This window comes from Dietzia sp. MNB45, assembly GCF_051994785.1.
Classification (GTDB): domain Bacteria; phylum Actinomycetota; class Actinomycetes; order Mycobacteriales; family Mycobacteriaceae; genus Dietzia; species Dietzia kunjamensis.
Genome location: NZ_CP163397.1, coordinates 2466161 through 2491531, shown reverse-complemented (window position 1 = coordinate 2491531; position 25371 = coordinate 2466161). Strand labels below are relative to the sequence as shown.

Annotated in this window: 25 protein-coding genes and 1 tRNA gene; 9 read left to right on the top strand and 17 right to left on the bottom strand. The window is 71.7% G+C overall.

Annotation, left to right across the window (positions count from 1 at the left end):
- Positions 1–22: 22 nt before the first annotated feature.
- Together AB5G72_RS11920 and AB5G72_RS11915 are read right to left on the bottom strand one after the other, a co-directional pair.
- Positions 23–1006, bottom strand: coding sequence for an LLM class F420-dependent oxidoreductase (locus AB5G72_RS11920; RefSeq protein WP_440219949.1), 984 nt, complete (start codon positions 1004–1006; stop codon positions 23–25).
- 30 nt (positions 1007–1036) lie between these two features.
- Entirely contained in the window at positions 1037–2710 is a 1674-nt protein-coding gene (locus AB5G72_RS11915) for a peptide chain release factor 3 (RefSeq protein ID WP_335673313.1), read from the bottom strand.
- A 291-nt stretch (positions 2711–3001) separates the two neighbouring features.
- Here AB5G72_RS11915 and AB5G72_RS11910 point away from each other — a divergent pair, with 291 nt between their 5' ends.
- Complete coding sequence (locus tag AB5G72_RS11910; protein WP_154828275.1) at positions 3002–3433, top strand: DUF6508 domain-containing protein; 432 nt, start codon at positions 3002–3004, stop codon at positions 3431–3433.
- 54 nt (positions 3434–3487) lie between these two features.
- Here the strand turns inward: AB5G72_RS11910 and AB5G72_RS11905 are convergent, their stop codons facing one another.
- The 3 genes from AB5G72_RS11905 to AB5G72_RS11895 are packed head-to-tail and all read right to left on the bottom strand — an operon-like array spanning position 3488 to position 5500.
- Entirely contained in the window at positions 3488–3946 is a 459-nt protein-coding gene (locus AB5G72_RS11905; protein WP_335673312.1) for a DUF1990 family protein, read from the bottom strand.
- Positions 3943–4554, bottom strand: coding sequence for an aminoacyl-tRNA hydrolase (pth, locus tag AB5G72_RS11900; protein WP_440219948.1), 612 nt, complete (start codon positions 4552–4554; stop codon positions 3943–3945). Before pth ends, AB5G72_RS11905 begins: the two co-directional genes overlap by 4 nt.
- Positions 4555–4603: 49 nt before the next feature.
- On the bottom strand, positions 4604–5500 hold the full coding sequence (locus AB5G72_RS11895; protein WP_325767481.1) for a LysR family transcriptional regulator ArgP: 897 nt from the start codon (positions 5498–5500) through the stop codon (positions 4604–4606).
- A gap of 68 nt (positions 5501–5568) precedes the next feature.
- On the opposite strand from AB5G72_RS11895, the gene AB5G72_RS11890 reads away from it, so the two are divergent.
- The gene (locus AB5G72_RS11890; RefSeq protein WP_440219947.1) at positions 5569–6186 is read left to right on the top strand and encodes a LysE/ArgO family amino acid transporter; all 618 of its coding nucleotides are present in this window, start codon (positions 5569–5571) and stop codon (positions 6184–6186) included.
- 132 nt (positions 6187–6318) lie between these two features.
- On the opposite strand, the gene AB5G72_RS11885 is transcribed toward AB5G72_RS11890, so the two are convergent.
- From AB5G72_RS11885 to glmU, 4 genes are all read right to left on the bottom strand, one after another.
- A complete protein-coding gene (locus AB5G72_RS11885; protein WP_182635837.1) occupies positions 6319–6951 on the bottom strand; it encodes a 50S ribosomal protein L25/general stress protein Ctc in 633 nt (210 codons plus the stop codon).
- 274 nt (positions 6952–7225) lie between these two features.
- Entirely contained in the window at positions 7226–7585 is a 360-nt protein-coding gene (gene arsC / locus AB5G72_RS11880; RefSeq protein ID WP_067713362.1) for an arsenate reductase (glutaredoxin), read from the bottom strand.
- 1 nt (position 7586) lies between these two features.
- Positions 7587–8564 carry a ribose-phosphate diphosphokinase gene (locus AB5G72_RS11875; RefSeq protein ID WP_067713365.1) on the bottom strand — a complete coding sequence of 326 codons (978 nt, stop codon included), beginning with the start codon at positions 8562–8564 and terminating at the stop codon, positions 7587–7589.
- Positions 8561–10057: a bifunctional UDP-N-acetylglucosamine diphosphorylase/glucosamine-1-phosphate N-acetyltransferase GlmU gene (gene glmU, locus AB5G72_RS11870; protein ID WP_067713368.1), complete on the bottom strand. Its 1497-nt coding sequence runs from the start codon at positions 10055–10057 to the stop codon at positions 8561–8563. Before glmU ends, AB5G72_RS11875 begins: the two co-directional genes overlap by 4 nt.
- A 165-nt stretch (positions 10058–10222) precedes the next feature.
- Between glmU and AB5G72_RS11865 the strand changes: the two genes are divergently transcribed.
- Positions 10223–11506, top strand: coding sequence for an MFS transporter (locus AB5G72_RS11865; protein ID WP_440221492.1), 1284 nt, complete (start codon positions 10223–10225; stop codon positions 11504–11506).
- On the opposite strand, the gene AB5G72_RS11860 is transcribed toward AB5G72_RS11865, so the two are convergent.
- Positions 11503–12114: a flavodoxin family protein gene (locus AB5G72_RS11860; protein ID WP_440219946.1), complete on the bottom strand. Its 612-nt coding sequence runs from the start codon at positions 12112–12114 to the stop codon at positions 11503–11505. The genes AB5G72_RS11865 and AB5G72_RS11860 overlap by 4 nt on opposite strands.
- Positions 12115–12247: 133 nt before the next feature.
- Between AB5G72_RS11860 and AB5G72_RS11855 the strand changes: the two genes are divergently transcribed.
- Positions 12248–14053 carry a thiamine pyrophosphate-requiring protein gene (locus tag AB5G72_RS11855; protein WP_440219945.1) on the top strand — a complete coding sequence of 602 codons (1806 nt, stop codon included), beginning with the start codon at positions 12248–12250 and terminating at the stop codon, positions 14051–14053.
- Positions 14050–14220, top strand: coding sequence for a hypothetical protein (locus AB5G72_RS11850; RefSeq protein WP_325767487.1), 171 nt, complete (start codon positions 14050–14052; stop codon positions 14218–14220). Before AB5G72_RS11855 ends, AB5G72_RS11850 begins: the two co-directional genes overlap by 4 nt.
- Here the strand turns inward: AB5G72_RS11850 and AB5G72_RS11845 are convergent.
- Positions 14221–14292 (bottom strand) — tRNA-Gln (locus tag AB5G72_RS11845). It lies immediately after the preceding gene.
- 204 nt (positions 14293–14496) lie between these two features.
- On the opposite strand from AB5G72_RS11845, the gene AB5G72_RS11840 reads away from it, so the two are divergent.
- Positions 14497–15168 (top strand): TetR/AcrR family transcriptional regulator, encoded by a 672-nt coding sequence (locus tag AB5G72_RS11840; protein ID WP_067713378.1) that lies wholly within the window; start codon positions 14497–14499, stop codon positions 15166–15168.
- A gap of 110 nt (positions 15169–15278) precedes the next feature.
- On the opposite strand, the gene AB5G72_RS11835 is transcribed toward AB5G72_RS11840, so the two are convergent.
- Positions 15279–15845 (bottom strand): HdeD family acid-resistance protein, encoded by a 567-nt coding sequence (locus tag AB5G72_RS11835; RefSeq protein WP_440219944.1) that lies wholly within the window; start codon positions 15843–15845, stop codon positions 15279–15281.
- A gap of 117 nt (positions 15846–15962) precedes the next feature.
- Here AB5G72_RS11835 and AB5G72_RS11830 point away from each other — a divergent pair, with 117 nt between their 5' ends.
- Complete coding sequence (locus tag AB5G72_RS11830) at positions 15963–16628, top strand: TetR/AcrR family transcriptional regulator (protein WP_440219943.1); 666 nt, start codon at positions 15963–15965, stop codon at positions 16626–16628.
- Positions 16629–16641: 13 nt separating this feature from the next.
- Here the strand turns inward: AB5G72_RS11830 and AB5G72_RS11825 are convergent, their stop codons facing one another.
- The 5 genes from AB5G72_RS11825 to AB5G72_RS11805 are packed head-to-tail and all read right to left on the bottom strand — an operon-like array spanning position 16642 to position 20533.
- Positions 16642–17214, bottom strand: a complete 573-nt coding sequence (locus tag AB5G72_RS11825) for a class I SAM-dependent methyltransferase (RefSeq protein ID WP_440219942.1) — start codon at positions 17212–17214, stop codon at positions 16642–16644.
- On the bottom strand, positions 17211–18002 hold the full coding sequence (locus tag AB5G72_RS11820) for a PIG-L deacetylase family protein (RefSeq protein ID WP_440219941.1): 792 nt from the start codon (positions 18000–18002) through the stop codon (positions 17211–17213). The genes AB5G72_RS11825 and AB5G72_RS11820 overlap by 4 nt, the downstream gene beginning before the upstream one ends.
- Positions 17999–19033, bottom strand: coding sequence for an acyl-CoA dehydrogenase family protein (locus tag AB5G72_RS11815; RefSeq protein WP_440219940.1), 1035 nt, complete (start codon positions 19031–19033; stop codon positions 17999–18001). Before AB5G72_RS11815 ends, AB5G72_RS11820 begins: the two co-directional genes overlap by 4 nt.
- A gap of 27 nt (positions 19034–19060) precedes the next feature.
- A complete protein-coding gene (locus tag AB5G72_RS11810; RefSeq protein ID WP_440219939.1) occupies positions 19061–19795 on the bottom strand; it encodes a glycosyltransferase in 735 nt (244 codons plus the stop codon).
- Between the two features lie 6 nt (positions 19796–19801).
- Complete coding sequence (locus AB5G72_RS11805) at positions 19802–20533, bottom strand: vitamin K epoxide reductase family protein (RefSeq protein WP_185950247.1); 732 nt, start codon at positions 20531–20533, stop codon at positions 19802–19804.
- A 129-nt stretch (positions 20534–20662) separates the two neighbouring features.
- Between AB5G72_RS11805 and mfd the strand changes: the two genes are divergently transcribed.
- Together mfd and AB5G72_RS11795 are read left to right on the top strand one after the other, a co-directional pair.
- A complete protein-coding gene (gene mfd, locus AB5G72_RS11800) occupies positions 20663–24325 on the top strand; it encodes a transcription-repair coupling factor (protein WP_440219938.1) in 3663 nt (1220 codons plus the stop codon).
- Positions 24322–25266 carry a MazG nucleotide pyrophosphohydrolase domain-containing protein gene (locus AB5G72_RS11795; RefSeq protein WP_440219937.1) on the top strand — a complete coding sequence of 315 codons (945 nt, stop codon included), beginning with the start codon at positions 24322–24324 and terminating at the stop codon, positions 25264–25266. Before mfd ends, AB5G72_RS11795 begins: the two co-directional genes overlap by 4 nt.
- Positions 25267–25371 lie beyond the last annotated feature (105 nt).

Genomic DNA, 25371 nt, shown 5'->3' with positions numbered 1-25371 from the left:
GGCCGGCCGGGCAGGGCTCGCGTCAGAGCTGGCGCGCCACCTCGGAGGCGACCAGGTCGAGGTGGTCCAGGTCGGACATGTCGAGCACCTGCAGGTAGATGCGCCGGGCGCCGATCGCCGCGTACCGGCCGATCGTGTCCACGACCTCGTCCGGGGTCCCGGCGGCGCCGTTGGCTCGCAGTTCGTCGACGTCGCGGCCGATGGCGTCCGCACGCCGGGCGATCTGTGCCTCGTCGCGTCCGCAGCACAGGACCAGCGCGGCCGAGCGGATGATCTCCTCGGGGGCGCGGCCGCGCTCGGCGCAGGCCTCGTCGACCCGGCGGTACTGCGTGGCCACGGTGTCGAGGTCCGCGAACGGCACGTTGAACTCGTCGGCGAACCGGGCGGCCAGGGCCGGGGTCCGCTTCTTGCCGTGACCGCCGACGATCACCGGCGGGCGCTGCTGCACGGGCTTGGGCAGGCCCGGGGATTCCAGCATCTCCACACGCTTCCCGCGGACGGAGACCGTCTCGCCGGCGGGCGTGGACCAGAAGGTCTCCAGCGCCCCGAGGGTGTCCTCCAGCAGGTCGAACCGCTCGCCCAGCGGCGGGAAGGGGATGCCGTAGGCGGTGTGCTCGTCGGCGTACCAGCCGGCGCCGAGTCCCACGTCGAGGCGGCCGCCGGACATCTCGTCGACCTGGGCCATCGAGATCGCCAGCGGGCCCGGGTGGCGGAACGTCACCGAGGTGAGCAGGGTGCCGAGCCGGATGGTCGAGGTCTCGCGGGCCAGGGCGGCGAGGGTCAACCACGCGTCGGTGGGGCCGGGCAGTCCACTGACGTCGCCCATCTTGAGGTAGTGGTCCGACCGGAAGAAGGCCTCGTAGCCGAGGTCCTCGGCCGCGCGGGCGACGGCGAGCTGGTCGGCGTACGTCGCGCCCTGCTGGGGCTCGACGAAGACGCGGAGGCTGACGGAGGGGTCGGCTCCGGGAGAGGGCGTGGCTGCGGTGGCTGCGGGATCTGCTGGCATGGTTCCCAGGATGCCCGTCCGGCGGGCGGGCTAGTTGGTGTCGGCGACCAGCGGCTCGATGGTGAGGTGTTCCATCTCCTTGGTGATGTACTGCAGCCGCCACTTGTCACCGAACAGGGCCAGCAGTTCGCCGTCGGTGCGCTGGAAGACCTCGACCCCGCGCTGGCGGCCGAGTTCGCCGGCCGACTCTGCGTCGGTGCGGCGGGCGATCGTGTACGGCAGGTTGTCCACCACGACCTCGACGTTGAACTCGGCCTTCATCCGGGCCGTGACCACCTCGAACTGCATGGGGCCGACCGCGGCCATGACCGGGTTGGCGTCGCCGCGGGTGTCGTTGCGCAGGATCTGTACCACGCCCTCGGCGGCCAGCTGGTCGATGGCCTTGCGGAACTGCTTGTATTTGCCCAGCGACTGGGCGCGGACCACCGCGAAGTGCTCGGGGGCGAACTGTGGGATCGGCGGGAACTGCACCTTCCTACCGCTGTAGAGGGTGTCGCCGGGGGCGAGGGCCGTGGCGTTGACCAGGCCCACCACGTCGCCGGGGTAGGCGGTCTCCACGGTGGTGCGGTCGCGGCCGAACACCGTCAGCGCGTACTTGGTGGTGAACGGCTTGCCCGTCTGGGCGTGCTGGACCACCATGCCGCGCTCGAACTCGCCGGAGACCACGCGCATGAACGCCAGGCGGTCGCGGTGCGCGGCGTCCATGCCGGCCTGCACCTTGAACACCATGGCGGAGAACGGCTCCGAAGTCTTCCGCGGTTCGCCCGAGACGGTCGGCCACTCGCGCGGCGGCGGGGCCAGCTCGACCAGCGCGTCGAGGATCTGGTGGACGCCGAAGTTGAGCATCGCCGAGGCGAAGATCACCGGGCTGGTCTCGCCGGCCAGGTACAGCTCCTGGTCGTGGTCCTGACCCATCGCCGAGAGCAGCTCGGACTCCTCGACCGCGGTCTCCCACACGTCGCCCTCGCGCTCGGCGGCGGTGTCGGGGTCGTAGTGCTCCTCGGGCGCGATGGTCGAGCCACCGGCGGTGCGGGTGAAGTGGACGTACTCCTCGGGGGCGCCGTCGTCGCCGCGGCGCAGCAGGCCGCGGTAGTCGCCGGCGATGCCCACGGGCATGAACAGCGGGGTGGGCACCAGGCCAATCTGCTCGGTGATCTCGTCGAGCAGTTCGAGCGGCGCCCGGCCGGGTCGGTCCCACTTGTTGATCACCGTGATGATCGGCAGACCGTTGTGCTTGCACACCTGGAAGAGTTTGAGGGTCTGCGGCTCGAGGCCCTTGGCGGCGTCGATGAGCATGACCGCCGCGTCGACCGCGGTGAGGACGCGGTAGGTGTCCTCGGAGAAGTCGGCGTGGCCGGGGGTGTCGACCAGGTTGATGACGTACGGGTCGTCGCCGGGGTTCGAGCCCTCTGGCGCGTAGGTGAACTGCAGTGCCGTGGAGCTGACGGAGATACCGCGGGCCTTCTCCATCTCCATCCAGTCCGACACGGTCGAGCGGCGGCCCGACTTGCCGTGGACCGCGCCGGCCTCGGTGATCACCCGGGCGTGCAGCGCGAGCGCCTCCGTGAGCGTGGACTTGCCGGCGTCCGGGTGGGCGATCACGGCGAACGTCCTGCGGCGCGCGACTTCGGACGTGACGTCCCCGGCGGCGTCCGCATCCGTGGCGTGCCCGCCCGTTCCGGTGTCCTCGGCGGTCTCGGTCACGCGCACTCCTTCTGGCAGTCGACGGCCCTCGTCGTCGTCACCCAGCGTACGTCCGCCCACGGGTGAGCACACAATCCGGCGGTGCGACCCGCGAGGTCGGTGTGGTGCGTGAAACGCGAGGTCAGGCGCGGCGCCGGCGGGGATCGAGCTCGCCAGTCGATAGCTTTCGTAACGAGTGAGCGTGCCCCGACCGATGAACCGTGAACGACGCGACGCGCGGCCGGGTGTCGTACCCGGTCGCTACGGTGCGCACGAGCCGCGTCACGTCGACGCGCAGAGGCGGGGACTGGAATGGGCGAGGGCAGTGACCGGCACGAGCTGGAGGAGCGCAGGGCCGCGCTCCGGCGGCTGATGCCGGTGACGGAGCGGCTGCGCGGGCTGGACGGCGTGACCTGGGCGGGCGGTCGGCGGGACCGCAACGGCGCCTACCTGGTGCGGTACCCGACCTACGACGAGGACACCCTGGCCGTGATGGAGGCGTTCGGCGGGGGAGTGCTCACCCGGCACGGCTACCTAGACGAGTTGGAGCGGCGCGGATTGTCGGACGGCTCCCTGACCGACCTCACCGGGTTGGCGGAGCAGTCGGACGAGGACCTGACCCGCGCGCTGCTCACCTGGGTGGTCCGGTCCGAGCGGTTCTACGAGGGCGCGGTCGCGGAGGCGCTGAGGGAGGGGTCGTTGGTGGCGCTGCTCGACCGGCTGCGGGAGCTCTATGAACTGTGATGTCCGTGCACTGTGACGTTGCTGAACTGTGATGTCCACGCCGGGCGCCGCGGGTCAGGGCCGGTCGCGCAGGACGGCGAGGTAGCGGCGGGTGATCCGCTCCTGTTCGAGCCGGGCGACGGGTGCGCCCAGCCGGGCGAGCAGGGTGGCGTGCGCGGATTCACCGGTGAGGGTGAGCGCGACGGCGTCGGTGACGGGATCGTGCCGGACGAGGAACGTCTCCCATCCACGCTCGGGGTGGCCGGGCAGGGCGCGGTAGGTGAACCCCCGCGCGTCCGGGCGGTCGATGACTTCCGTGACCTCGCAGGGGGCGGTGAGCCGTAGCCACGCGCCCGGGCCCGTTCGCGGCCGGAGGGTGACGGTGCGGCCGGGGGTGGCGGGCCCGGTGGCGTCGACGACGAGGCCTGCCCGCCGGTGCAGGTCCCAGGTGACGAGTGCTGCACCCGCGCGGCGGAAGAGCTCGGCTCCGGAGCCCAGGTGGGCCTCGCGCTCGAACCGCCGGGAGCGCGTCACGCGGAGTGGACCTGGTTCTGGGCCGCCTCCAGCCCGTGCTTGAGGAGGAGTTCCACGGCGTCGGCGGCGTCCTGGATGAGGAACGGCACATCGGGCTGCTCGAGCTTGGAGAAGCGCTTGAGTACGAAGTCGGCCACCGCCATGCGGCCCGGCGGGCGGCCCACCCCGGCGCGGACGCGGATGTAGTCGCGGGTGCCGAGTGAGCCGGACAGCGAGCGCAGGCCGTTGTGGCCGCCCTCGCCGCCACCGCGCTTGAGGCGGACCTGCCCGAAGTCGATGTCGATCTCGTCGTGGATCACGATGATGTCGGTGGGCGTGACCGAGAAGTACTTGGCGACCGCGGCGACCGGCCCGCCCGAGAGGTTCATGTAGCTGCGGGGGCGGGCCAGGACCACGGGCTTGTCGGCGAGCCGGGTCTGGGCGATCTCGCAGTTCGTCCGCTTGTGGGTGGAGAAGCTCGCCGGCATCGGCAGGGCGCGGGACGCCAACTCCTGCAGGACGTCCCAGCCGATGTTGTGGCGGGTGCCCTCGTAGTCGGGTCCGGGGTTGGCCAGACCCACGATGAGCGTGGGGCCGGGCGTGGGGCCGGACGTGGAAGCGGTAGTCACGGGGCCATGATCCCAGACGGCGTCGGCCCGCCCGGGCGCACCTGTCCGATCAGTTCCGCAGCTCGGTGCGGGCGGTGTCGAGGACGGCGGCGGTGAGGGCGTCGAGGTCGGGTGACTGCAGTTTCCAGTGCTGCCAGAACAGGGGGACGTCGAGGAAATGGTCGGGGGAGACGTCGACGATCTCGCCGGAGACCAGCCACGGGGTGGCGAGGTGCTCGGGGATCAGGCCCCAGCCCAGCCCGGCGACGATCGCCCGGACGTGATCGTGCGAGCTGGGGATGAAGTGCCGCGGTCCGGTGGGTTCCCGGCGGGCCAGGCGGCGATAGTGGTTGTTCTGGTGGCCGTCGCTGCGGTCGAAGTCGACGATGGGGGCCCGGCCGAGCGCGGCGGTGGTCGAGCCGTCACGCAGGTGCCGGGCGACGAACCCGGGGCTCGCGCAGGCCAGGTACCGCATGGACCCCAGGGGCTGCGAGCGGCAACCCTGGACCGGCCGGGACTGGCTGGTCACCGCGGCCATCACCTCGCCGCGCCGCAGCAACTCGCTGGACAGGGACTCGTCCTCGCGGCGGATGTCGAAGACCACCCGGCCGGCCGCGTGGACCTCGGTCATGGCATCGAGGAACCAGGTGGCCAGCGAGTCGGAGTTGCACGCCACGGCCAGGACCACGTGCTCCTGGGCCGACGCCGGGTCGTCGAGTTCGCCGGCGAGGGATTCCTCGAGGTGGAGCATCTGCCGCGCTGTGCGCAGCACGATCTCGCCGGAGGCGGTGGCAGAGATCGGGCGCTCGCGACGGACGAGGATCCGTCCCGCGGACTCCTCGAGTGCGCGGACCCGCTGGGACACCGCCGACTGGGTGATGTGCAGGTGCGAGGCGGCGGCCTCGAACGAGCCGAGGTCCACGACGGCGGCGAGGGTGCGGAGGTGATCGAGCTGCAGAGTGTTCATAAGCACAGCTAATGCTAGTGCAGAAAGTGCAGTGGCACTACTGAAGAAATCGGGCCTACCGTGAGGTCGTGACCGCTACTTCCACACTTCTCATGGGCGTCGGCATGGGCCTCGGGCTCATCGCCGCCGTCGGCGCGCAGAACGCCTACGTCCTCCAGCGTTCGATCCGTGGCGATGTGGCGATGGTTCCCATCGTCGCCTTCTGCGTGGTGTCCGAGGCCGCGCTCATCCTGCTCGGCGTGGCGGGCGTGGGGGTGCTCATCGAATCGGCGCCGGCGGCGATCACGGTCATGAAGTGGATCGGGGTCGTGTTCCTGCTGGCCTACGGGGCGTTCGCCGCGTCCCGCGCGATCCGGCCCGGCGACGGGTTGCAGGTTCACGGCGGTGCGCGGGTCCCGTCGACGCTCGGGGCGGTGGCAGCGTGCGCGGCGTTCACCTGGCTCAACCCGCACGCCTACCTCGACTGCGTCGTGTTTCTCGGCACGCTCGCCAACCAACAGGGGGGCGACCTGCGCTGGGTATTCGCGGCCGGGGCCTTCATCGCGGGCGTGCTGTGGTTCTCGCTCATAGGGTTCGGCGGGAAGGCGTTGCGGGGGCTGTTCGCCAGGCCCGGGGCGTGGCGGGTGCTCGACGCCGGCATCGCCGTGATGATGCTGGTCCTGGCGATCGGCCTCGTCCGCGGCTGATCCGGGTCCCCGGCGTGGAGGGGCCGGGCTGGCGAAATGCGGGACGGGCCCGGTACGACGCTGTGGTCGTTCCGGGCCCGTGGCCGGGTGCCGCCGTTCAGGCGACGTCCGCCTGGATCAGGCGGGGGAGGATCACTCCTCCTCGGCAGCCTTCGCGGCGTCCTCGGCGGCCTCGCCCTGGGGCGCAGCCTCCTCGTCTTCCTCGAGGTCGGACTCGGACGGCGCCTCGATGACGTTGACCAGCAGGGTCTCCGGGTCGGATACCAGGGTGGCGCCGGCGGGCAGCGTGATGTCGGAGGCGGTGAACTGGGTGCCGGCCTCGACGTCCTCCACCGAGAGAGTGAACTCCTCGGGGATATCGGTGGCCTCGACCTCGATCTCGATGTAGTCGGCGTCCGTCGTGACCAGGGTGCCGGGGGCGGCCTCACCCTCGAGGACGACGTAGACCTCGACGACGACCTTCTCGCCCTTGCGCACGACGAGCAGGTCCGTGTGCTCGATGATGCGGGTCAGCGGGTGCACGTCGATCTGCTTGGGCAGCGCCAGCTGCTCCTCGCCCTCGATGTCGAGGGTGAGCAGGGAGTTGGTGCCGTGCGCGCGGAGGACGGCGGCGAACTCGAGCGCGTCGAGCAGGAGGTGGCGGGGCTCGGTGTGGTGGCCGTAGAGCACCGCGGGGACCTTGCCCTCGCGACGGGCGCGGCGGGCGGAACCCTTGCCGAACTCGGTGCGGGTAGAGGTCTTGAGGTTGTTGATTTCCTTGGCCATGACTGCCTTTTCGTCGGGTGGGAGAGCGGGACGCTCTGCGGGTGATGACCTCCTCGGCGATCGAGACGATCGCCGGGCCGGTCCACCGGGACCACGCCGACAATGATCGCGTCGATAACGGAGTGACCCGGGTTGATGCGGGTCCTCCCTCGCCGAGATGACCCGACCAGCCTAGCGCCGAGGGGTGCGGGGCCCAAAATCGCGTCGAGCCCGCCGCTCTCGGATGAGAGCGCAGCGGGCTCGACGCAGGCGAGGCGCCGTCAGCGATGGGACGTCAGAGGATCTCCTCGACCGCCGCCGTGGGACGCGCGAGGCGGGTGCCCTTGTCGGTGACGACGAAGGGCCGCTCGATGAGCCGGGGGTGGGCGACCATCGCGGCGAGCAGGTCGTCATCGGAGGCGTCGATGAGGCCGAGCTCGGTGAACTCGGCTTCCTTGACGCGCACCGCCTCCCGCACCGTCAGACCGGCGTCGGAGATGAGGGTGCGCAACTGCTCGACGTCCGGGGGAGTGTCGAGATACTTGATGACCGTCGGCTCCACACCCCGCTCGCGGAGCAGCTCCAGCGCCTGCCGGGACTTGGAGCAGCGGGGGTTGTGGTAGATCGTGGCGCGCCCCGCCGGGTCCGCGGTCATGTCAGGCGTTCCCGTTGAAGAGGCTGGTCACCGACCCGTTCTCGAAGACCTCGTGGATGGTCCGGGCCAGCAGTGGCGCGATGGACAGCACGGTGAGGTTCTCGAACCGCTTCTCCGGCGGGATCGGCAGCGTGTCGGTGGTGATGACCTCCTTGGCCCCGCAGTTGGCGAGACGCTCGGCGGCCGGATCGGAGAAGATGCCGTGGGTGGTGGCGATGATGACGTCGCCGGCACCCGCGTCCTTGAGGACCTTGACGGCGCCGGCGATGGTGCCACCGGTGTCGATCATGTCGTCCATCAGGACGCAGGTCTTGCCCTCCACGTCACCGACCACGCGGTTGGACTTGACCTGGTTGGGCACGTTGGGATCGCGGGTCTTGTGGACGAACGCGAGCGGCGCGCCGTCGAGGGCATCGGCCCACTTCTCGCCCACCTTGACGCGGCCGGCGTCGGGGGAGACCACGACGATGTTGTCGGTCCCGTAGTGCTGCCGGACGTAGTCCGAGAGCTGGCCCTGGGCGTGCATGTGGTCCACGGGACCGTCGAAGAAGCCCTGGATCTGGTCGGTGTGCAGGTCGACCGTGATGATGCGGTCCGCGCCGGCGGCCTTGAGCAGGTCCGCGATGAGACGGGCCGAGATCGGCTCGCGGCCGCGGTGCTTCTTGTCCTGCCGCGCGTACGGGTAGAACGGCAGGACAGCGGTGATCCGCTTGGCGCTTCCCCGCTTGAGCGCGTCGATCATGATGAGCTGCTCCATGATCCACTTGTTCAGCGGCGCCGGGGCACTCTGCAGCACGAACGCGTCACAGCCGCGGACGGACTCCTCGAAGCGGACGAAGATCTCGCCGTTGGCGAAGTCCCTGGCGGTCTGGGGGGTGACCTCGACGCCCAGTTCGGCGGCGACCTGGTCGGAGAGTTCGGGGTGCGCGCGCCCCGCGAAAAACATCAGGTTCTTCTGGTTGTCGATCCACTCGCTCACTGCGTGAGTCCGTCCTTCTGGGAGTCGTTCCGGGCACGACGGGCGGCCTCTGCAGAACCGGAATCGGGCCGGTTCTCGATCACCCAGTCGTCGATGTTCCTCTGCCGTCCGCCCGAAACCGCGAGGGCTCCGGGTGGGACGTCGTCCTTGATCACGGTACCCGCGCCCGAATAGGCCCCGTCTCCGACGGTCACAGGTGCGACGAACATGGTGTCCGAACCGGTGCGGCAGTGATCGCCGATCACTGTACGGTTCTTGTTCACCCCGTCGTAATTGACGAACACGCTCGACGCCCCGATGTTGGTGTGCTCGCCGATCGTCGCGTCGCCCACGTAGGTCAGGTGCGGCACCTTGGTGTTCGCCCCGATCGTCGACTTCTTGACCTCGACGAACGTGCCGATCTTGCTCCGTTCGCCCAGGTCCGCCTCGGGCCGCAGGTAGGCGAACGGGCCCACCTCCGCGCCAGCCCCGATTGTGGCGCGCACCGCATGTGAACGCACGACCGTGGCGCCCTCGCCGACCACGGTGTCCTGCAGCGTGGTGTCCGGTCCGACGGTCGCACCGTCGCCAATCTCGGTGGCGCCCGTCAGATGGGTGCCCGGCAGGATCGTCACGTCGCGGCCCGTGGCCACGCCGACGTCGAGCCACGTGCTGGACGGGTCGACGATCGTCGCGCCGCCCCGCATCGCCGACTCGCAGAGGCGACGGTTCATCTCGCCGGCCAGGGCTGCGAGCTGCACGCGATCATTGACGCCCGCGACCAGATCGGGGTCCTCGACACGGTGCCCGCGGATGAGGCCGTTGTCGCGCCGCGCGAGCTGGATGACGTCGGTGAGGTACAGCTCGCCCTGCGAGTTGTCCGTGCCCAGCTGCCCGAGCTTGTCCCGCAGGACGAGGGCGTCGAAGGCGTAGATGCCGGAGTTGACCTCGTCGATCGCCCGCTCGTCCTCCGAGGCGTCCTTGTGCTCGACGATCCGCAGCACCTCGCCGTCGTCGTTCCTCACGATGCGGCCGTACCCCGTGGGGTCGGGTGCCGTCGACGTCAGGACGGTGACCGCGGCGCGCGGTCGCAGGTCGTGGCGCGTCACGACCTCGCGCAGGGTGTCGGCGTCGAGCAGGGGGATGTCCGAGGTGGTGACGAGCACGGTGCCCGAGAAGTCGGCGGGCAGTCCCGACATCCCGGCCGCGACGGCGTCGCCCGTCCCGTTCTGCTCCTCCTGCACCGCGGTGGAGACCGGCACGCCGAGCTCGGCCGACAATTCGTCGACCGCCGCCGAGACCTGGTCGCGCTGATGGCCGACGACCACGACGATCGCGTCCGGCTCGAGCCCCGCCGCGGCGTGCAGTGCGTGGCCGAGCATCGTCCGCCCGCACACCCGGTGCAGCATCTTGGGGGTGGCGCTCTTCATCCGGGTGCCGGATCCGGCGGCCAGGACGATGACCGCGGTCTGTGCATGGTCGGGCGCTGAACGGTCGGTCTCGGGTGTGGTCATCGAGTCTCCTCGGCGCGCCGCACGCGCACGGTGGTGGTGATGGATGGGTCCGGGTACGTCCGGCGAGCGGACAGGGTCCCAAGGCGGACAGAGCCCCAAGGATAGAGGGTGACTCCGGCGATTCGAACCGTCTTGAGGCGGAGTAGCCTGCCCCGCGTGTCAGTTCTGAGGCGCCAGCTGGCGGATACCCGCCCACTCCGGGCGCCGGACTTCCGCAGGTTGTGGCTCGCCAACATCGTCACGGTCATCGGGGCGCAGCTGTCGATCGTCGCGGTGCCGCAGCAGGTCTTCGAGATCACGCGCAGCTCTGCGTATGTGGGGCTCACCGGCGTGTTCGCGCTGGTGCCCCTCGTGGTGTTCGGCCTGTGGGGCGGCGCGCTGGCCGATGCCCTCGACCGGCGTCGCCTGCTCATGGTCACCACCACCGGGCTGATCGTCACTTCACTGCTGTTCTGGGCGCAGGCCGCGGCGGGCAACCGGAACGTCTGGGTGGTGATGGTGCTGCTGTCGGTGCAGCAGGCGTTCTTCGCGGTCAACCAGCCCACCCGCTCGGCGATCATCCCCCGGATCGTCCCCTCCGACCAGCTTGCCTCCGCCTCGGCCCTGAACATGACCGTGATGCAGTTCGGGGCGATCGTCGGGCCCCTGTCCGCGGGCATCCTCATCCCGGTCCTGGGCCTGTCGACGATGTACCTGTTCACCGCCGTCGCGCTGTTGGCCACCCTGTACGCGGTGTTCCGGCTCCCGCCGCAGCCGGTCGAGGGGGAGCGCGGGTCGGTGGGGCTGCGGTCGGTGATCGACGGGTTCGCCTACCTGGCCACCCGCCGCATCCTCCTGGCCTCGTTCCTCGTGGACATCATCGCGATGGTCTTCGGCATGCCGCGGGCACTGTTCCCGCAGATCGCCACCGAGTCCTTCGGCGACCCCGCGACCGGCGGGACCGCCCTCGGTCTGTTGTTCGCCGCGATGAGCGTGGGCGCCGTGGCCGGCGGGGTGTTCTCCGGGTGGATCCCGCGCGTGCGCAGGCAGGGCCTGGCGGTGCTGGTGTGCGTGGCGCTGTGGGGCGCGGCGATGGTCGCGTTCGGGAGGTTCGTGGGCGCGTCCTCGCCCGGCGGCTCCGCGTGGTGGCTATGGCTGGCGCTCGCCGCGCTGGCGTTCGGCGGAGCCGTCGACATGATCTCGGCCGCGTTCCGCCAGGCGATCCTGCTGGATTCGGCCACCGACGAGATGCGCGGCCGTCTGCAGGGCGTGTTCATCGTGGTCGTGGCCGGTGGCCCGCGGATCGGCGACGTCGCGCACGGCGTGGCGGCGGCCTCGGTCGGCACGGCGGTCGCCGCGTCGGGTGGTGGCGTGCTGGTGGTGATCGGCGTGGTGATCTGCGCGATCGCTTTCCCGGCGTTCCTGCGCTACACCGTCCGCAGCGCGGTCGAGCGGAGCACCAAGGGTTAGACCGCCGGGTACTGCTCGCTGCGGAGGAACCGCGCCAGGTGCACCGCGTTGGACGACAGCGTGGTGATGGTCGAGGCCACGGCCGACGGCGTGGAGTCGAGGTCCTTGTAGTCCACCGGGTTCATGGCCTCGTTGTTCCAGTAGGTGCAGCCCTGCGCCGGGATCGTGAACCCGATGTCGTTCAGGCCCTGGAACATGTCGGCGACGATCTTGTGCGCGCCGTCCTCGTTGCCCACCACCGCGACCACGGCGACCTTGCCGAACATCGCGGGACGGCCCTCGTCGTCGGTGGCCGACAGCTGCGCGTCGAGACGCTCCAGCACTCGCTGCGCGATGCTGGACGGATTGCCGAGCCACGTCGGCGTGGACAGCACGAGGACGTCGGCGGTTCGGACCTTGTCGAGGATGGCGGGCCACTCGTCGCCGTCGCCCATGTCGTCGTCGACCCCCGGACGGACGTCGAAGTCCGCGACCCGGACGGTCTCCCCGGTCACGCCGTGACCGGCGAGTTCGTCGAGGACCTGCCGGGCGATGAGGTCGCTGCTCGACTCGGCGGGCGAGGCCTTGAGCGAGCACACCAGGGCGAGTGCCTTCAGATCGGTGTCCATGCCCGGACGATAGGACCACCCCACCCGCCGGACAACCGGTTCCGCGGGCCCACGCCACCATCACCGGTGGAGGGCCGCGGGTGCGCCCCCTACGGTGGGGCCACTACGGCTGACGAGCGGAAGGGGCACGCGTATGACCACGGACAGGACGGTGGCCGACCTCGTCGTCGAACGACTGGTGGCCTGGGACGTCGAACGGATCTACGGCTACGCCGGGGACGGCAACAACCCACTGCTCGGCGCGTTGCAGCGCGCCGAGATCGCCCCGGCGTTCGGGCGGGCCCGCCACGAGGAGTCGGCGGCGTTCATGGCGGTGGCCGACGCCAAGTACTCCGGCGCGGTCGGGGTGATGACCTCCACGCAGGGCCCCGGCGCGATACACCTGCTCAATGGGCTCTATGACGCCAAACTCGACAGCGTGCCCGTGGTGGCGCTCGTCGCGCAGCAGCACACCGGCGTGCTCGGTTCGGGCTACCAGCAGGAGATCAACCTGGGCAACGTCTTCGCGGACGTGGCCGGGCCGTACCTGCAGACGGTGACGTCGGCCGAGCAGGCGCCCATGGTGATCGACCGGGCGTTCCGCTCCGCGTTGACGCACCGGACCCCCGTCGTCGTCATCCTTCCCCACGACGTGCAGAACGCCGAGGCCCCGGAGCTGGGCGAGGACCTCGACCAGGAGCACGGGGTGGTGGTCACCGCCCCCGAATGGACCCACGGGGTCACCACCCCCCGCGACGACGACGTGGCGCGCGCCGTGGAGGTGCTCGACGCGGGGGAGCGGATCGCGATCCTGGCCGGGCGCGGCGTCGCCGGTGCGCAGGCCGAGCTGATGGAACTCGCCGAGCGCCTGGACGCCGGCGTGACGATGAGCCTGTTGGGTAAGCCCTACGTGGACGAGTCCTCGCCGGTGGTGGGCGGCACCATGGGCCATCTGGGGACGACGGCGAGCGCGCGCATCCTCCAGAACTGCGACACCCTCCTCATCGTCGGATCGAACGACCCCTGGACCGAGTTCTACCCGGAGCCTGGGCGGGCGCGGGCGGTGCAGATCGACCTGGACCCGGTGCACCTGGCCAACCGGTATCCGATCGAGGTCGGCATGGTGGGCGACGCCGCGGCCGCACTGCGAGAGCTCACCGGACGCGTGGCCGACCGCGACCGCTCCGCCTGGCGCGGCGACGTGGAGAAGTGGGTGGGGCAGTGGTGGGAGATCTCCCGCATGCGCTCCGAGGTGCCGGCGCGCGGGCTGAACCCGGAGCTGGTCGCGCGGCGACTGGGCGAGCGCCTGCCGCACGATGCGCGCCTTGCCGTGGACGTGGGCAGCAGCGTCTACCACTACGTCCGGCAGATCAGCCTGCCGACGACCGTCCCTGCGCACCTGTCGAGCACGCTGGCGTCGATGGGCTGCGGGATCCCGTACGCGATCGCCGCCAAGGCCACCGCGCCCGCCAAGCCTGTCGCGGTCCTGGCCGGTGACGGGGCCATCCAGATGCTCGGGATCAACGAGCTCATCACCGTCTCCGAGGCGTGGCCGAGCTGGGAGGACCCGACGATGGTGATCGTGGTGCTCAGCAACCGGGACCTGGCGGAGGTGAGCTGGGAGCAGCGCGAGAGCGAGGCCCAGCCGCGGTTCGCCCGGTCGCAGGACGTGCCGCCGTTCGACGTGGCCGGTTACGCCGAACTGCTGGGGCTGCGCGGGGTGCGCGTCGAGGACCCCGAGCAGCTCGTGCCCGCCTTGGAGGAGGCGGTCCTGGCGGACCGGCCGACCGTGATCGACGCGATCACCGACCCGGATATTCCGTTGCTGCCGCCGTTCCCGCACGGTAGGGAGATGGTGGAGTCGATGCGTACGGGCCTGCGCGCGGAGGGTGCTGCCGGGGAGCACGCCCTCGAGCTGCTGGAGGCCTACGCCCGGATGGAAGAGGAGCGATTCACGTGACCGGAATGAACGGACCCGGGCAGCCCGGGCAGGACCCGGCCTTCCAGCCCGATGCCGAGGTGGAGGAGAAGCCGCGGCGCGCACGGCAACCGGCGTTGGCGGTGTTCGCGATCATCGCGATCCTGCTGCTGGTGCTGGCCGTGGGGATCTTCGGCGGGATCTTCTAGCTCCCCCGCCAGGACTCGAACCTGAAATGCCTGAACCAAAATCAGGAGTGTTGCCGATTACACCACGGGGGAACGGCCCGCGAACGGGCCGTCACCAGTCTGGCACATGAGATCGGACCCACCGATGCGTACCTGCGCACCGATGGGCCTGACCCGACGTGAACAGCGGTGTTGCCGCCGGTCGGGGGGAGCGGAATCTGCGCGTGGCTATCCTCGGGGTATCAGCAAAAGGGGTGGGGAATGACGGGCGTGGGCGTACCGACACCGAGGACCAGGATGTCCGCCGCCAAGCGGCGGCAGCAGCTGGTGGAGGTCGGCCGACGGATCTTCGCCGAGAACGGCTACGACGCCGCGACGGTGGAGGACATCGCCGCCGCGGCGGGCGTGTCCAAGCCGGTGGTCTACGAGCACTTCGGAGGCAAGGAGGGGCTCTACGCGGTCGTGTGCGACCGCGAGCTCGCCTACCTCGGCGCGGAGATCACCGAGGCGCTGCAGGGTGAGGGGTCGCGGCGTCGCATCGAGCGCGCGGCGATGGCGCTGCTGCGCTACGTCGAGGAACGCACGGACGGCTTCCGCATTCTCGTGCGCGAATCGTCCCCGGTGGGTGGGGGCTCGTATTCGACCCTGCTCAACGACGCCACCGCGAGCGTGACCTACATCCTCGAGGAGGAGTTCGTCGCCCGCGGGTTCGACCCCATCACCACCAGTGTGTACGCGCAGGCCCTGGTCGGGATGGTCTCCGGGACCGCACAGTGGTGGCTGGACGCCCGCACGCCGCCCAAGGAAGAGGTCGCCGCGCACATCGTCAACCTCTGTTTCAACGGGCTCTCGCATCTCGATCCCTCGCCGACGCTGGAGGTCGACGTCCTCGAGAAGTACAGCGGGCCGAGTCACCCCGGTGGCACACCGCAGGGCCGCGACATGCGCCCGGGGCCCGGAAGCCCGTAGGTGGTCGCTCCCCGTCGCGCGAGGCCGGGCGCGGCACGGTCACATGGCAGAAGGGCCGGGCGTCGCACTTGCGACGCCCGGCCCTTGCCGGTGGATGAGGGTGGCGCGGTTCAGGCTGCGACGGCCACCCGGCCATCGAGCCGGTCGGAGTCGGCGCGGAGTCGGAACGCCACGGCGGCCATGACCGCGCCGACGGCGAGACCGAACCAGCCGGCGAAGGTGACGAACGTGTCTACCGCTGCCGGGCCCACGACGCCCAGCCCGAGTCCCACCACCGCCAGGACCACGCCGAGCGCCACCATGACCCACGAGTCGGGGATCTCGGAGCGCAGGGTCTGGGCTCCGTAGGCGACGAGGGCGCCGGAGGCCACCAGCCAGGCGGCGAACAGCAGGATCAACGCGGTGGCCGAGATGCCGGGCCAGAACAGGACGACCAGCCCGAGAATCATGAATCCGGCGCCGGCGAGGATGAGGCCACCGCGGCCGGGGGTCCGTTCCGGAAGTGCCACTCCGGTCGTCATGGTCATGGCGCCGTCACCGATGGCGAAGGCCGCCACGAGGAACACCGCGAGCGTCATGCCCGTGGTGGGTGAGGCCAGTGCGGTCGCGCCCAGGGCGATCGCCAGTGCTCCGCGGATGAGTTGGACCCACCAGTTCCGGGTCAGTGATTCGATCATTTCTCCACCTTTCCTGCGCTGGCGTCTGCCGTCGCGCGGTACTGTAGTGATCACTACAGTAAGTCTGATCCGGGGCGATTCGCAATGAGTCGCCGGACACAGGGAGCGGGGGAGCGGATGGCGGGGAAGCCAACGGGGTCCACTGGCAGGCGCACCCGTGCCAAGGGCCGGGAGTCCCGGCGCCGGATCATCGAGGCGGCCGCCGAGGTGGCCGGTGAACGCGGGTATGAGGGGACCTCGATCGCGCGGGTCAGTAAGGCGAGCGGGCTCCCGGCGAGCTCGATCTACTGGCATTTCGCGGACAAGGACGCACTGCTGGCGGCTGTTGTCGAGGAGAGCGTCGAGCTGTGGCTGGGCCAGGTCACCCGCGGGGAGGGCGAAGCCCTGCGGGAGCGCGTGACCGCCTTCTGCCTGGGCGTGGCCCGGACGTTCCGCGAGTCCCCGGACTTCCTCCGGCTGGGCCTGATGCTGGCGCTGGAGCAGCGTCCCGTGGAGCCGGCCGCCCGGGGAATCTATCTGCGTCTGCGCGGGGACGCCCTGGAGCGCATCGCGGCGGAGTTCCGGCGGGTCCGTCCGCGGCTACCAGAGGCGGATGCCCGGGTGCTCGCCACCTATGCCCTCGCCGGAGGCGATGGGATCTTCCTCGCGTCCCTGACCGGGGACGCCGACGTCACGGAGCTGTTCCGGCTCCACACCGAGGCGATCGTGCACCTCGTCTCTCGAGCCGAGGCCGAGGCGCCGGCTTCGGAGCCGCAGCCGCAGCCGCAGCCGAAGGCGGACTAGTTGCAGCCGGCCATCAGGTGCGACGGAAGACCTCGAGGATGAAACCCTCCTCGCGGTGGTGGACGAGCCGCGTGAGGTCGACGCGGCGTGCGAGTGCGGCGTGGACGTCCTCGCCGTGGCAGGCGTGGTCGTCCGACCGCCCCAGCCAGTGGCAGGCCGCGACGGTCCCGCCGGGTTCGGCCAGCCGCAGCAGCGCCGTGAGTAGGTCGTCGAGCCCGTCGACCGGAGTGTAGTAGAGGAACTCCGAGAGCACCAACAGGTCGCAGGACCGCCCGGGCCACGGGTCCAACGCGTCGGCGGTGCGCACGTGCACGTGGTCCAACCCCGCGCGGTCGATGCGCGCGCGGGCCTGCTCGGCGGCGGTGTCGACGACGTCCACCGCGTGCACCTCGTCGCAGTGCTCGGCGAGCATCTCGGTGAGCACCCCCACCGAGCAGGCGGGCTCGAAGCACACGCGGTACCGCTGTTCGGGGAGAGAGGCGACGAGGAGCCCGTAGCGCCGCAGTTCGTACCACGAGCCGGCGAAGTCCCAGGGGTCTGCCGACCCGGAGTACATCTCCTCGAAGTAGTGGCCCGGGGTGCTCACCAGAACACCGTCTCGGAGCGCGTGACCAGGCGGTCGAGGATCCAGTCGGGCAGGATCGCCTCGTCCCCCGGCCGATCGGACAGCGGAGCGACCTGGGTGACGAACTCCGCCACCGCCGCCTGCTTGGCGGCGAGCTCGGCGTCGGTGAGCACGACGCGACGCCGCCGGTCCCAGGGCACGCGCCGATCGCCGGGCTCGGCCCAGTGCCAGGTCCACACCGGGTACTCCGCCAGTCGCGCTCCGGTGGCGGCGCAGGCCCGGGCGGCCGCGCGTCCGGAGGCCTCGTGATCGGGGTGGCCGTCTCCGCGCCACGTGCTGAGCACCACGCAGTCCTCGCCGGGGACGTCACCGATCGCCTCGGCGATCGCGTCGGCCAGACGCGTCTCGTGCCCGCGGACCCCGCCGTCCGGCAGTCCGATCCGCACCGGCTCGGGAAGGCCCAGGGCCGCGCAGGCGCGCCGGCTCTCGGAGATCCGCAGCGCGGCGAGCCGCGCGGGCGTCACCGTGGGGGAGTCGGGGTGCGAGGCGTCGCCGTCGGTGACGGCCACGATCACCACCTCCACCCCGGCTGCGGCGAACCGGGCGGCGGTGACGCCCACGCCGAGGATCTCGTCGTCGGGATGCGGCGCGACCACGACCACCCGCCGGACCCCGGACGGAACGGTCAGCTCCGGGTCGGCGGTACGCCCGCCGAACCAGGCGTCCCAGGCGGCGTGGGTAGTGCCGCGGTCGTCGAGCCCGATGCCGGTCCAGTGGGTGGAACCGCCCTCGGCGGGATCGGTGGTCATCGCGCCCACCCGCCGTGGGTGCGGGCGGTGGCGCCCAGCCCGGCGAGGTCACGCTCGGCGTGGAACTGCCGGATGTACACCTCGGCGTCGAGGACGTTCTGCCCGTGGCGCGGGTCCATCGCGAGCGGTCCCGGGCCGAGCGCCCGGCCGACACGCCGGATGGTCTCGTCCACCGCGGCCTCGACCATCGCCCGCACGCGCACGGCCCGGTGGCGCGCGACGGTGAGGTCGGCGCCGGGTCCGTCGCGATCGACTTCCGCGGCGGCGGCGTCCAGCGCCCACGACGCCCCTCCCAGGGCCACGTCCACGGCGCCGAGGTGGGCCAGCGCGTGGGGGTCGACGTCGGGCCGGGTCGCCCGCGCGAGCAGGGGCCGGGCCACGGCGATCCCGGCGCCCAGCCAGCAGGCGGCAACCCCGATCCCGCCGTGCCAGAACCCGGGTCGCTCGAGGTACGAGCGGTGGTCCCCGACGGAGCGGGCCGGCACGTCGGTGAATTCGACGGAGGTGGTGCGGCTGCCCGCCATCCCCGGGTGCGCCCAGCCGTCCGCCCGGGGCGCGACACCGGGCTGACGCAGGTCGACGGCGAAGAGGCGCGGCTCGTCGTCGTCGAACGCGGTGACCAGGGCGTGCGTGCACACGTCGCCGCCGGAGCACCAGGCCTTGACCCCGTCGAGTACCCACCGGCTGCCCGAGCCACCGTCTGAACCACCGCCCGAGCCTCCGCCCACGCGCCGGGCGCGGAGCACGGGCGTCGGCGGTTCGGCCGCCCAGACGCCCCACAGTTCGTTGCGCCCCACGCGGGTGCCGGAGATCTCGGCGAGGATCGCGTCGGCGTCGGCGTGGGCCTCGACCAGGCGGCCGGCGGAGACGTCCCGGGTGCACATCGCGGTGAGCTCGGACCATCTCGTCCGGGTGTCGCCGCGGGCGGGCAGGGGCAGGTCGGCGCGGCCGGCGCGGACCCATTCGCGGGCCAGGTCGGCGGACGAAGCGGCGTCCGGGGAGCCGCCGGGGGGCACGTCAGTGTTGCTCACGGGGCCTCCTTGCTCGCGGACACGCGGTCATGACGCGGTGGTCCCTGCGCTGGCGGCGCGTTCGGTCGCGGCGCTCTCCGTGGCGGCGAGGTGACCGGCGAAGCCTCCGGGGGCGCGCGCGGTCCGGCGGGCCGAGGTCATCACCGGCGCAGCGGTGGACCACGCCACCGTCAGCCCGGCCTCCTGCGCGCGCCGGACCAGCTGGACGTCCTCGTGCACGGGGAGGGGGTCGAAGCCGCCGAGCTGCCGGTAGGCGCGGGCGGAGATGCCGATGTTGGCGCCGTGGATGTGCCGGTGGCCGGGACCCGGGTGGTAGCCCTCGAGGTAGCTCAGCCGGGTGGCGGGGGTCCAGTCCGACCAGTCGTCGACCGCGATCAGGCCCGCCACCACGTCGGCGCCGGAGCGAGCGACCGCCAGCTGGTCGGTGAGCCACGTGCGGGGCACGCGGGAGTCGGCGTCGGTGGTCGCGTACCAGCGCCGCGAGGGGGACGGCACGGAGCCGGGCGACGACGACGAGGGCCGCCGCAGCGAGTCGAACCCGCGCGCGCGGGCGATGCCGACGTTGCGGGCGCTCGTCCGCACGATCCGGGCCCGCCCCCGCGCGATCTTCTCGGTGGCATCGCGGCAGGAGTCCACCACGACCGTCACGGTCACCGGGACCGGGGTGGCGGCGATGCAGTCCTCGAGCGCGTCGAGGCAGCCCGCCAGTAGGTCCTGTTCATCGTGGGCGGGGATCACGATGTCGACCCCGGTATACTCCACGGCCGGTCAGAGGTTGGCGAAGAAGTCGGCCCAGTAGAAGTCCCAGAACGCCCACAGGATGACCCCGGCCACCGCGAGGTACCAGACCACCACGGGCACCAGGTGCCACCGCTGCAGCGCGCGCACCCACCGCGCCCGGGTGAGCTTGGCCAGCACGTGCAGCAATGTGTACCAGAACATGGGGATGGTGGCCGCCCACACGACCATGCACCACGGGCACAGCACCTGGATCTGGAAGATCGACTGGTAGGCCAACCAGTGGACGAATCCGGCGGCGAACGTCAGCCCGAGCAGCGCACCCACCCAGTACCAGCGCGGGAACCGCACACCCGTGGCGGCGGCGACGCCGATCGCGATCACGATGCCGAACCCGATCAGCCCGATGAACGGGTTGGGGAACCCGAACGCCGCCCCCTGCTCGGAGTTGATGACGCTCTTGCAGCTCATGAGGATGGAGAAGTTGCACGCCGGCGTGTAGTCCGGGTTCTCCAGCAGCCGGATCTTGTCCAGGCTGAGCTGGAACGACGCGACCAGCGCGAGGGCCGAGCCGAGGGTGAGGAGCACGCCGATCCACCGGTCGGTGAACACGCGCGCGCCGATCGTGTCGTGGGCGGCGTCGTCGGCGGTGGCCGGGGCGGGGGAGATCGTCACCGGGCCGGCGGGGGCGCCCTGGGTGTCGCCGTGCCCGGGGTCGACGGGCCGGGGGTCGACGTGCTCGGCGTCTGTGGTCTCGCGCATACGCACAGGCTACCGGGGCGGGTGCGCGGTTAGAGTGGTGGATCTGCGGCCCTTCAGGTGTGCGTCCCACCACCCGTGCGACCCGCACACCCCCGCTCGACGAACCCCCTACCCGGAGGATCCACACGCGTGACCACCACCGCCACCACTCCCACGGCCGCCGCACTGTCCGGTCTGGCGGGTGCGGTCCTGGCCAACCCGGCGCTGGCCGACCTGCGCGACGGTCTGGACCGCGACGCGGCGGTGGTCCGCGCGCCCGAGGCGCTGCGGCCGTTCCTCGTCGCCGCCGTGGCGCAGCGCGCCCCCTTGTTGGTGGTGACGGCCACGGAGCGCGAGTGTGAGGAACTGGCCGACGAGCTGTCGGGGCTGTACGACGACGAGGTCGCGCAGTTCCCGAGCTGGGAGACGTTGCCGCACGAGCGTCTCTCGCCGGCGGCGGACACGATCGGTCGCCGGCTCAAGGTGCTGAACTCGGTGTTGTCGGGGCGGCCCCCGGGGATCGTCGTGGCGGCGGCGCGGTCGGTGGTGCAGCCGATCTCACCCGGCGCGGCCCGCCGGGAGCCGGTGCGGCTGGTCAAGGGCGCCGAGGTCGACCCCACCGAGCTCATGGTGCGGCTGGCCGAGTTCGCGTACCTGCGTGAGGACATGGTCGCCCGGCGCGGGGACGTGGCGGTGCGCGGCGGCATCGTGGACGTCTTCCCGACCACCGCGGACCACCCGCTGCGCATCGAGTTCGACGGCGACACGATCGCCGAGATCCGCGAGTTCTCCGTGGCCGACCAGCGCTCCCTGCCCGACGGCGAGGTGGAGTCCGCGGTGCTGTTCCCGTGCCGCGAGCTCCTGCTCGACGATGCCGTGAGGGCCCGGGCGGGGGAGCTGGCCGCCGAGCACCGCGCCAACCCGACGCTCGCCGAGCTGCTGGACTCGCTGGCCGAGGGCATCCCGCGAGACGGCATGGAGGCCCTGACCTCGGTGCTCGTGCCGGAGGACATGACGACCCTGCCGATGCTGATGCCCGCCGACACACGGGTGGTGGTGTGCGATCCGGACAAGGTCCGCCGCCGCGCCGCCGACCTGGCCTCCGCCGGCCGGGAGTTCCTCGAGGCCTCGTGGACCGCGGCCACCATGGGCGGCGACGCCCCCGTGGACAGCGAGACGCTGGACCTGTCCGGGTCGGGCTACCGCACCTTCTCCGCCGTCCGCTCCGAGGCCACCGAGGCGGGCCGCGCGTGGTGGCAGCTCGTCCCGCCCGGGTTCCTCACCGACCCCGAGGACGGCGCGGTCATCACCGTCCCCGCCGGCGACCCGCCCGCCCCGCGCGGCAAGGACTCCGAGATGGAGGCCATGCTCGTCCGGCTCCGCGCGCTCGTCGGCGGCGGCGGACGGGCCGCGATGGTCGTGCCCGGTCACGGCACCGTCGCCCGCATCCTGGAACGCCTGTCCGAGGCCGAGGTCCCCGCCACGGCCGCGTCGGCGGGATCCGAGCCCGCCTCCGGACTCGTGTCGGTCTACGAGGCCGTCCTGCACGGCGGGTTCTCGCTCACCGAGGGCGCCGCCGGGGTGGCCGATGACCTCGTCGTCGTCTCCGAGACGGACCTCACCGGCAACCGCCTCGGCTCCACCACCCGCCCCAAGGCCCGCCACTCCAAGCGCCGCAACCAGGTCGACCCGCTGGCACTGAAGGCCGGCGACTGGGTGGTGCACGACCAGCACGGCATCGGCAAGTTCGTGGAGATGGTCGAGCGGCAGGTGCGCGGCGGCGACGGCTCCTCACGGCGCGAATACCTGGTCATCGAGTACGCGCCCGGCAAGCGCGGCGCGGCCGGTGACCGCCTCTACGTGCCGATGGAGTCGCTCGGGCAGCTCAGTCGCTACGTCGGCGGCGAGGCCCCGACGCTGTCCAAGATGGGCGGCGCCGACTGGCAGAACACCAAGCGCAAGGCCCGCAAGGCGGTCCGCGAGATCGCGACCGAGCTGGTGCAGCTGTACGCCAAGCGGCAGTCCGCGCCCGGGCGCGCGTTCGGCCCCGACACCCCGTGGCAGCGCGAGATGGAGGACGCGTTCCCGTTCACCGAGACCGTCGACCAGCTCACGGCGATCGAGGACGTCAAGCACGACATGGAGAAGACCGCCCCCATGGACCGCGTGGTGGTGGGCGACGTAGGCTACGGCAAGACCGAGGTCGCCGTGCGCGCCGCGTTCAAGGCCGTGCAGGACGGCACCCAGGTTGCGGTGCTGGTGCCCACGACGCTTCTCGCGCAGCAGCACCTGGCCACGTTCGCCGAGCGCATGACCGGCTTCCCCGTCACGATCCGTGGTCTGAGCCGCTTCACCTCCGACGCCGAGGCCAAGAAGATTCTCGCCGGGTTGGCGGACGGGACAGTGGACGTGGTGATCGGGACGCACCGGCTGCTCGCCACGGGCGTGCGGTGGAAGAACCTCGGCCTGGTGATCGTGGACGAGGAGCAGCGCTTCGGCGTGGAGCACAAGGAGCACATCACCTCCCTGCGCACCCACGTCGACGTGCTCACCATGTCCGCCACCCCGATCCCGCGCACCCTGGAGATGTCGCTGGCCGGCATCCGCGAGATGAGCCAGATCCTCACCCCGCCCGAAGAGCGGCTGCCCGTGCTGACGTATGTGGGCGCGCACTCGGACAAGCACGTCGCCGCCGCCATCCGGCGCGAGCTGCTGCGCGAGGGGCAGATCTTCTACGTCCACAACCGCGTGCGGACCATCGACTCCACCGCCGCGAAGATCCGCGACCTGGTGCCCGAGGCGCGCGTCGTGGTGGCGCACGGGCAGATGGGGGAGGAGCAGCTCGAGCAGACGGTCGGCGGGTTCTGGAACCGCGAGTACGACGTGCTGGTGTGTACGACCATCGTCGAGACCGGCCTGGACATCTCCAACGCCAACACCCTCATCGTGGACCGCTCCGACCAGCTGGGACTGTCGCAGATGCACCAGCTGCGCGGCCGCGTGGGCCGGTCGCGTGAGCGCGGGTACGCCTACTTCCTCTACGACCCGGAGAAGCCGCTCACCGAGACCGCCTACGACCGGCTCGCGACGATCGCGCAGAACAACGACCTCGGGGCCGGCATGGCCGTGGCGATGAAGGACCTCGAGCTGCGCGGCGCCGGCAACGTGCTGGGCGCCGAGCAGTCGGGGCACATCGCGGGCGTCGGGTTCGACCTCTACATCCGTCTCGTGGGCGAGGCGGTGGAGGCGTACCGCGCGGTCGCCGACGGGGAGAAGGTGGAGGTCGAGGAGGAGGTCGGCGAGATCCGCATCGAGCTGCCCGTCGACGCGTACATCCCGGTCGAGTACGTCGACGGAGACCGGCTGCGGCTCGAGGCGTACCGCAAGCTCTCGCAGGCTCGGGAGGCCGCCGATATCGACGCCGTGGTCGAGGAGCTGCTCGACCGCTACGGGCCGCTTCCCGCCGAGGCCCGCCGCGTGGTCTCGGTTTCGCGGCTGCGGTTGGTCGCGCAGAAGTACCGGGTCCGCGAGATCGTCCTGGCCGGATCGCGCCTGCGCGTGGGCCCGCTCGACCTGCTGGACTCGCAGCAGATGCGGCTCAAGCGCATGTACCCCGCCGCCCAGTACCGGGCCACGCAGAAGACCGTGCTGCTCCCGCTGCCCAAGGCCGCAGGCGCGCGTTCGGGTGCCGGCGGGGAGAAGGCGCGCGACGACGAGATGCTGCAGTACGCCGCCGACTTCCTCACCGCGATGGCCGGAGATCCGGAGGGGTCGAACCCGGTGATCCAGCCGGAGACGGCGCCCGCGTCGTGACCGGCGGCGGGGGCTCGGGCGGCGTGGACTCGGGCGGCGGCGGGGGCGGGCACGGAAGCCCCGGCGGCGCCCGCGGCCCCAGTGGCCCCAGCGGCCCCGGTGGCGCCGGCGGCGCCCGCGGCGCCCGCGATTCCCGCCGAGAAGAGGATTTCGCACGAGTCCACTCGACCGATACAGGCGAAACCCTCTTCTCGACGGGCGGCGGCGACCAGCTGGCCGAGGCCGTCGAGGTGATGGCCCGCATCCGCCGCGACGGCGAGTGGGAGTCCGCCCAGACCCACGCCTCGCTCCTGCCGTACCTGCTCGAGGAGTCGTGGGAGCTGGTCGACGCGGTGGCCGACGGCGACCGTGACGAGCTGGTCTCCGAGCTCGGCGACCTGCTGCTCCAGGTGCTGTTCCACGCCGCGATCGGGGCCGAGCGGGACGAATCGCCGTTCGACGTGCAGGACGTGGCCGGGGCGCTGCTCGACAAGCTCCGACGCCGGGCGCCGTACTGGTTCACCGACGGGCCCGGTCGTGGGCCCGGGGCCCTCGATGCCGCCGAGCAGGACCGACTGTGGCAGGAGGCCAAGGCCGCCGAGCGCGCCGGTCGCCCGCCGCGCGGTGTGGTCGAGGGGATCTCCTGGGACATGCCCGCGCTGGCCCTGGGGCAGAAGGTGCTCGAGCGCGTCCGGTCGGCCGGGATCCCCGACGATCTCGTGCCCGATCGGATGCGCGTCGTCCACGTCGATGCCGGGGGGTTGTTCCACGCCGCCGCCCACTCCGCCGACGAGGCCTCCGAAGCCGACGGCTCCGGCTCGGCGGAGGTCGAGTACCGACGGGTGGTCCGCGAGTTCGCCGAGACCGTCAGCGCCGCGGAGTCGCGGCTGCCCGTGCCCGCGGCCGAGGCCAGCGCTGACGACTGGCGCGCCGCCTGGCCCCACCGCACCGGCCAGTACTGATCCACACCTCGGGACCACCCGCCTTCCGGCCGCCGCCGGCCAGCCCGCCGCCGACCCGCCCACGGGTGCGTCCGGCCGATGGGTGGTCCTCGCAGTCACCTGCTG

Coding starts and splice junctions, on each gene's coding strand:
- AB5G72_RS11920 (WP_440219949.1), bottom strand. CDS start 1,006: ATGCCAGCAGATCCCGCAGCCACCGCAGCCACGCCCTCTCCCGGAGCC.
- AB5G72_RS11910 (WP_154828275.1), top strand. CDS start 3,002: ATGGGCGAGGGCAGTGACCGGCACGAGCTGGAGGAGCGCAGGGCCGCG.
- AB5G72_RS11895 (WP_325767481.1), bottom strand. CDS start 5,500: ATGAACACTCTGCAGCTCGATCACCTCCGCACCCTCGCCGCCGTCGTG.
- AB5G72_RS11885 (WP_182635837.1), bottom strand. CDS start 6,951: ATGGCCAAGGAAATCAACAACCTCAAGACCTCTACCCGCACCGAGTTC.
- arsC (WP_067713362.1), bottom strand. CDS start 7,585: ATGACCGCGGACCCGGCGGGGCGCGCCACGATCTACCACAACCCCCGC.
- glmU (WP_067713368.1), bottom strand. CDS start 10,057: ATGACCACACCCGAGACCGACCGTTCAGCGCCCGACCATGCACAGACC.
- AB5G72_RS11860 (WP_440219946.1), bottom strand. CDS start 12,114: ATGGACACCGATCTGAAGGCACTCGCCCTGGTGTGCTCGCTCAAGGCC.
- AB5G72_RS11855 (WP_440219945.1), top strand. CDS start 12,248: ATGACCACGGACAGGACGGTGGCCGACCTCGTCGTCGAACGACTGGTG.
- AB5G72_RS11840 (WP_067713378.1), top strand. CDS start 14,497: ATGTCCGCCGCCAAGCGGCGGCAGCAGCTGGTGGAGGTCGGCCGACGG.
- AB5G72_RS11835 (WP_440219944.1), bottom strand. CDS start 15,845: ATGATCGAATCACTGACCCGGAACTGGTGGGTCCAACTCATCCGCGGA.
- AB5G72_RS11830 (WP_440219943.1), top strand. CDS start 15,963: ATGGCGGGGAAGCCAACGGGGTCCACTGGCAGGCGCACCCGTGCCAAG.
- AB5G72_RS11820 (WP_440219941.1), bottom strand. CDS start 18,002: ATGACCACCGATCCCGCCGAGGGCGGTTCCACCCACTGGACCGGCATC.
- AB5G72_RS11805 (WP_185950247.1), bottom strand. CDS start 20,533: ATGCGCGAGACCACAGACGCCGAGCACGTCGACCCCCGGCCCGTCGAC.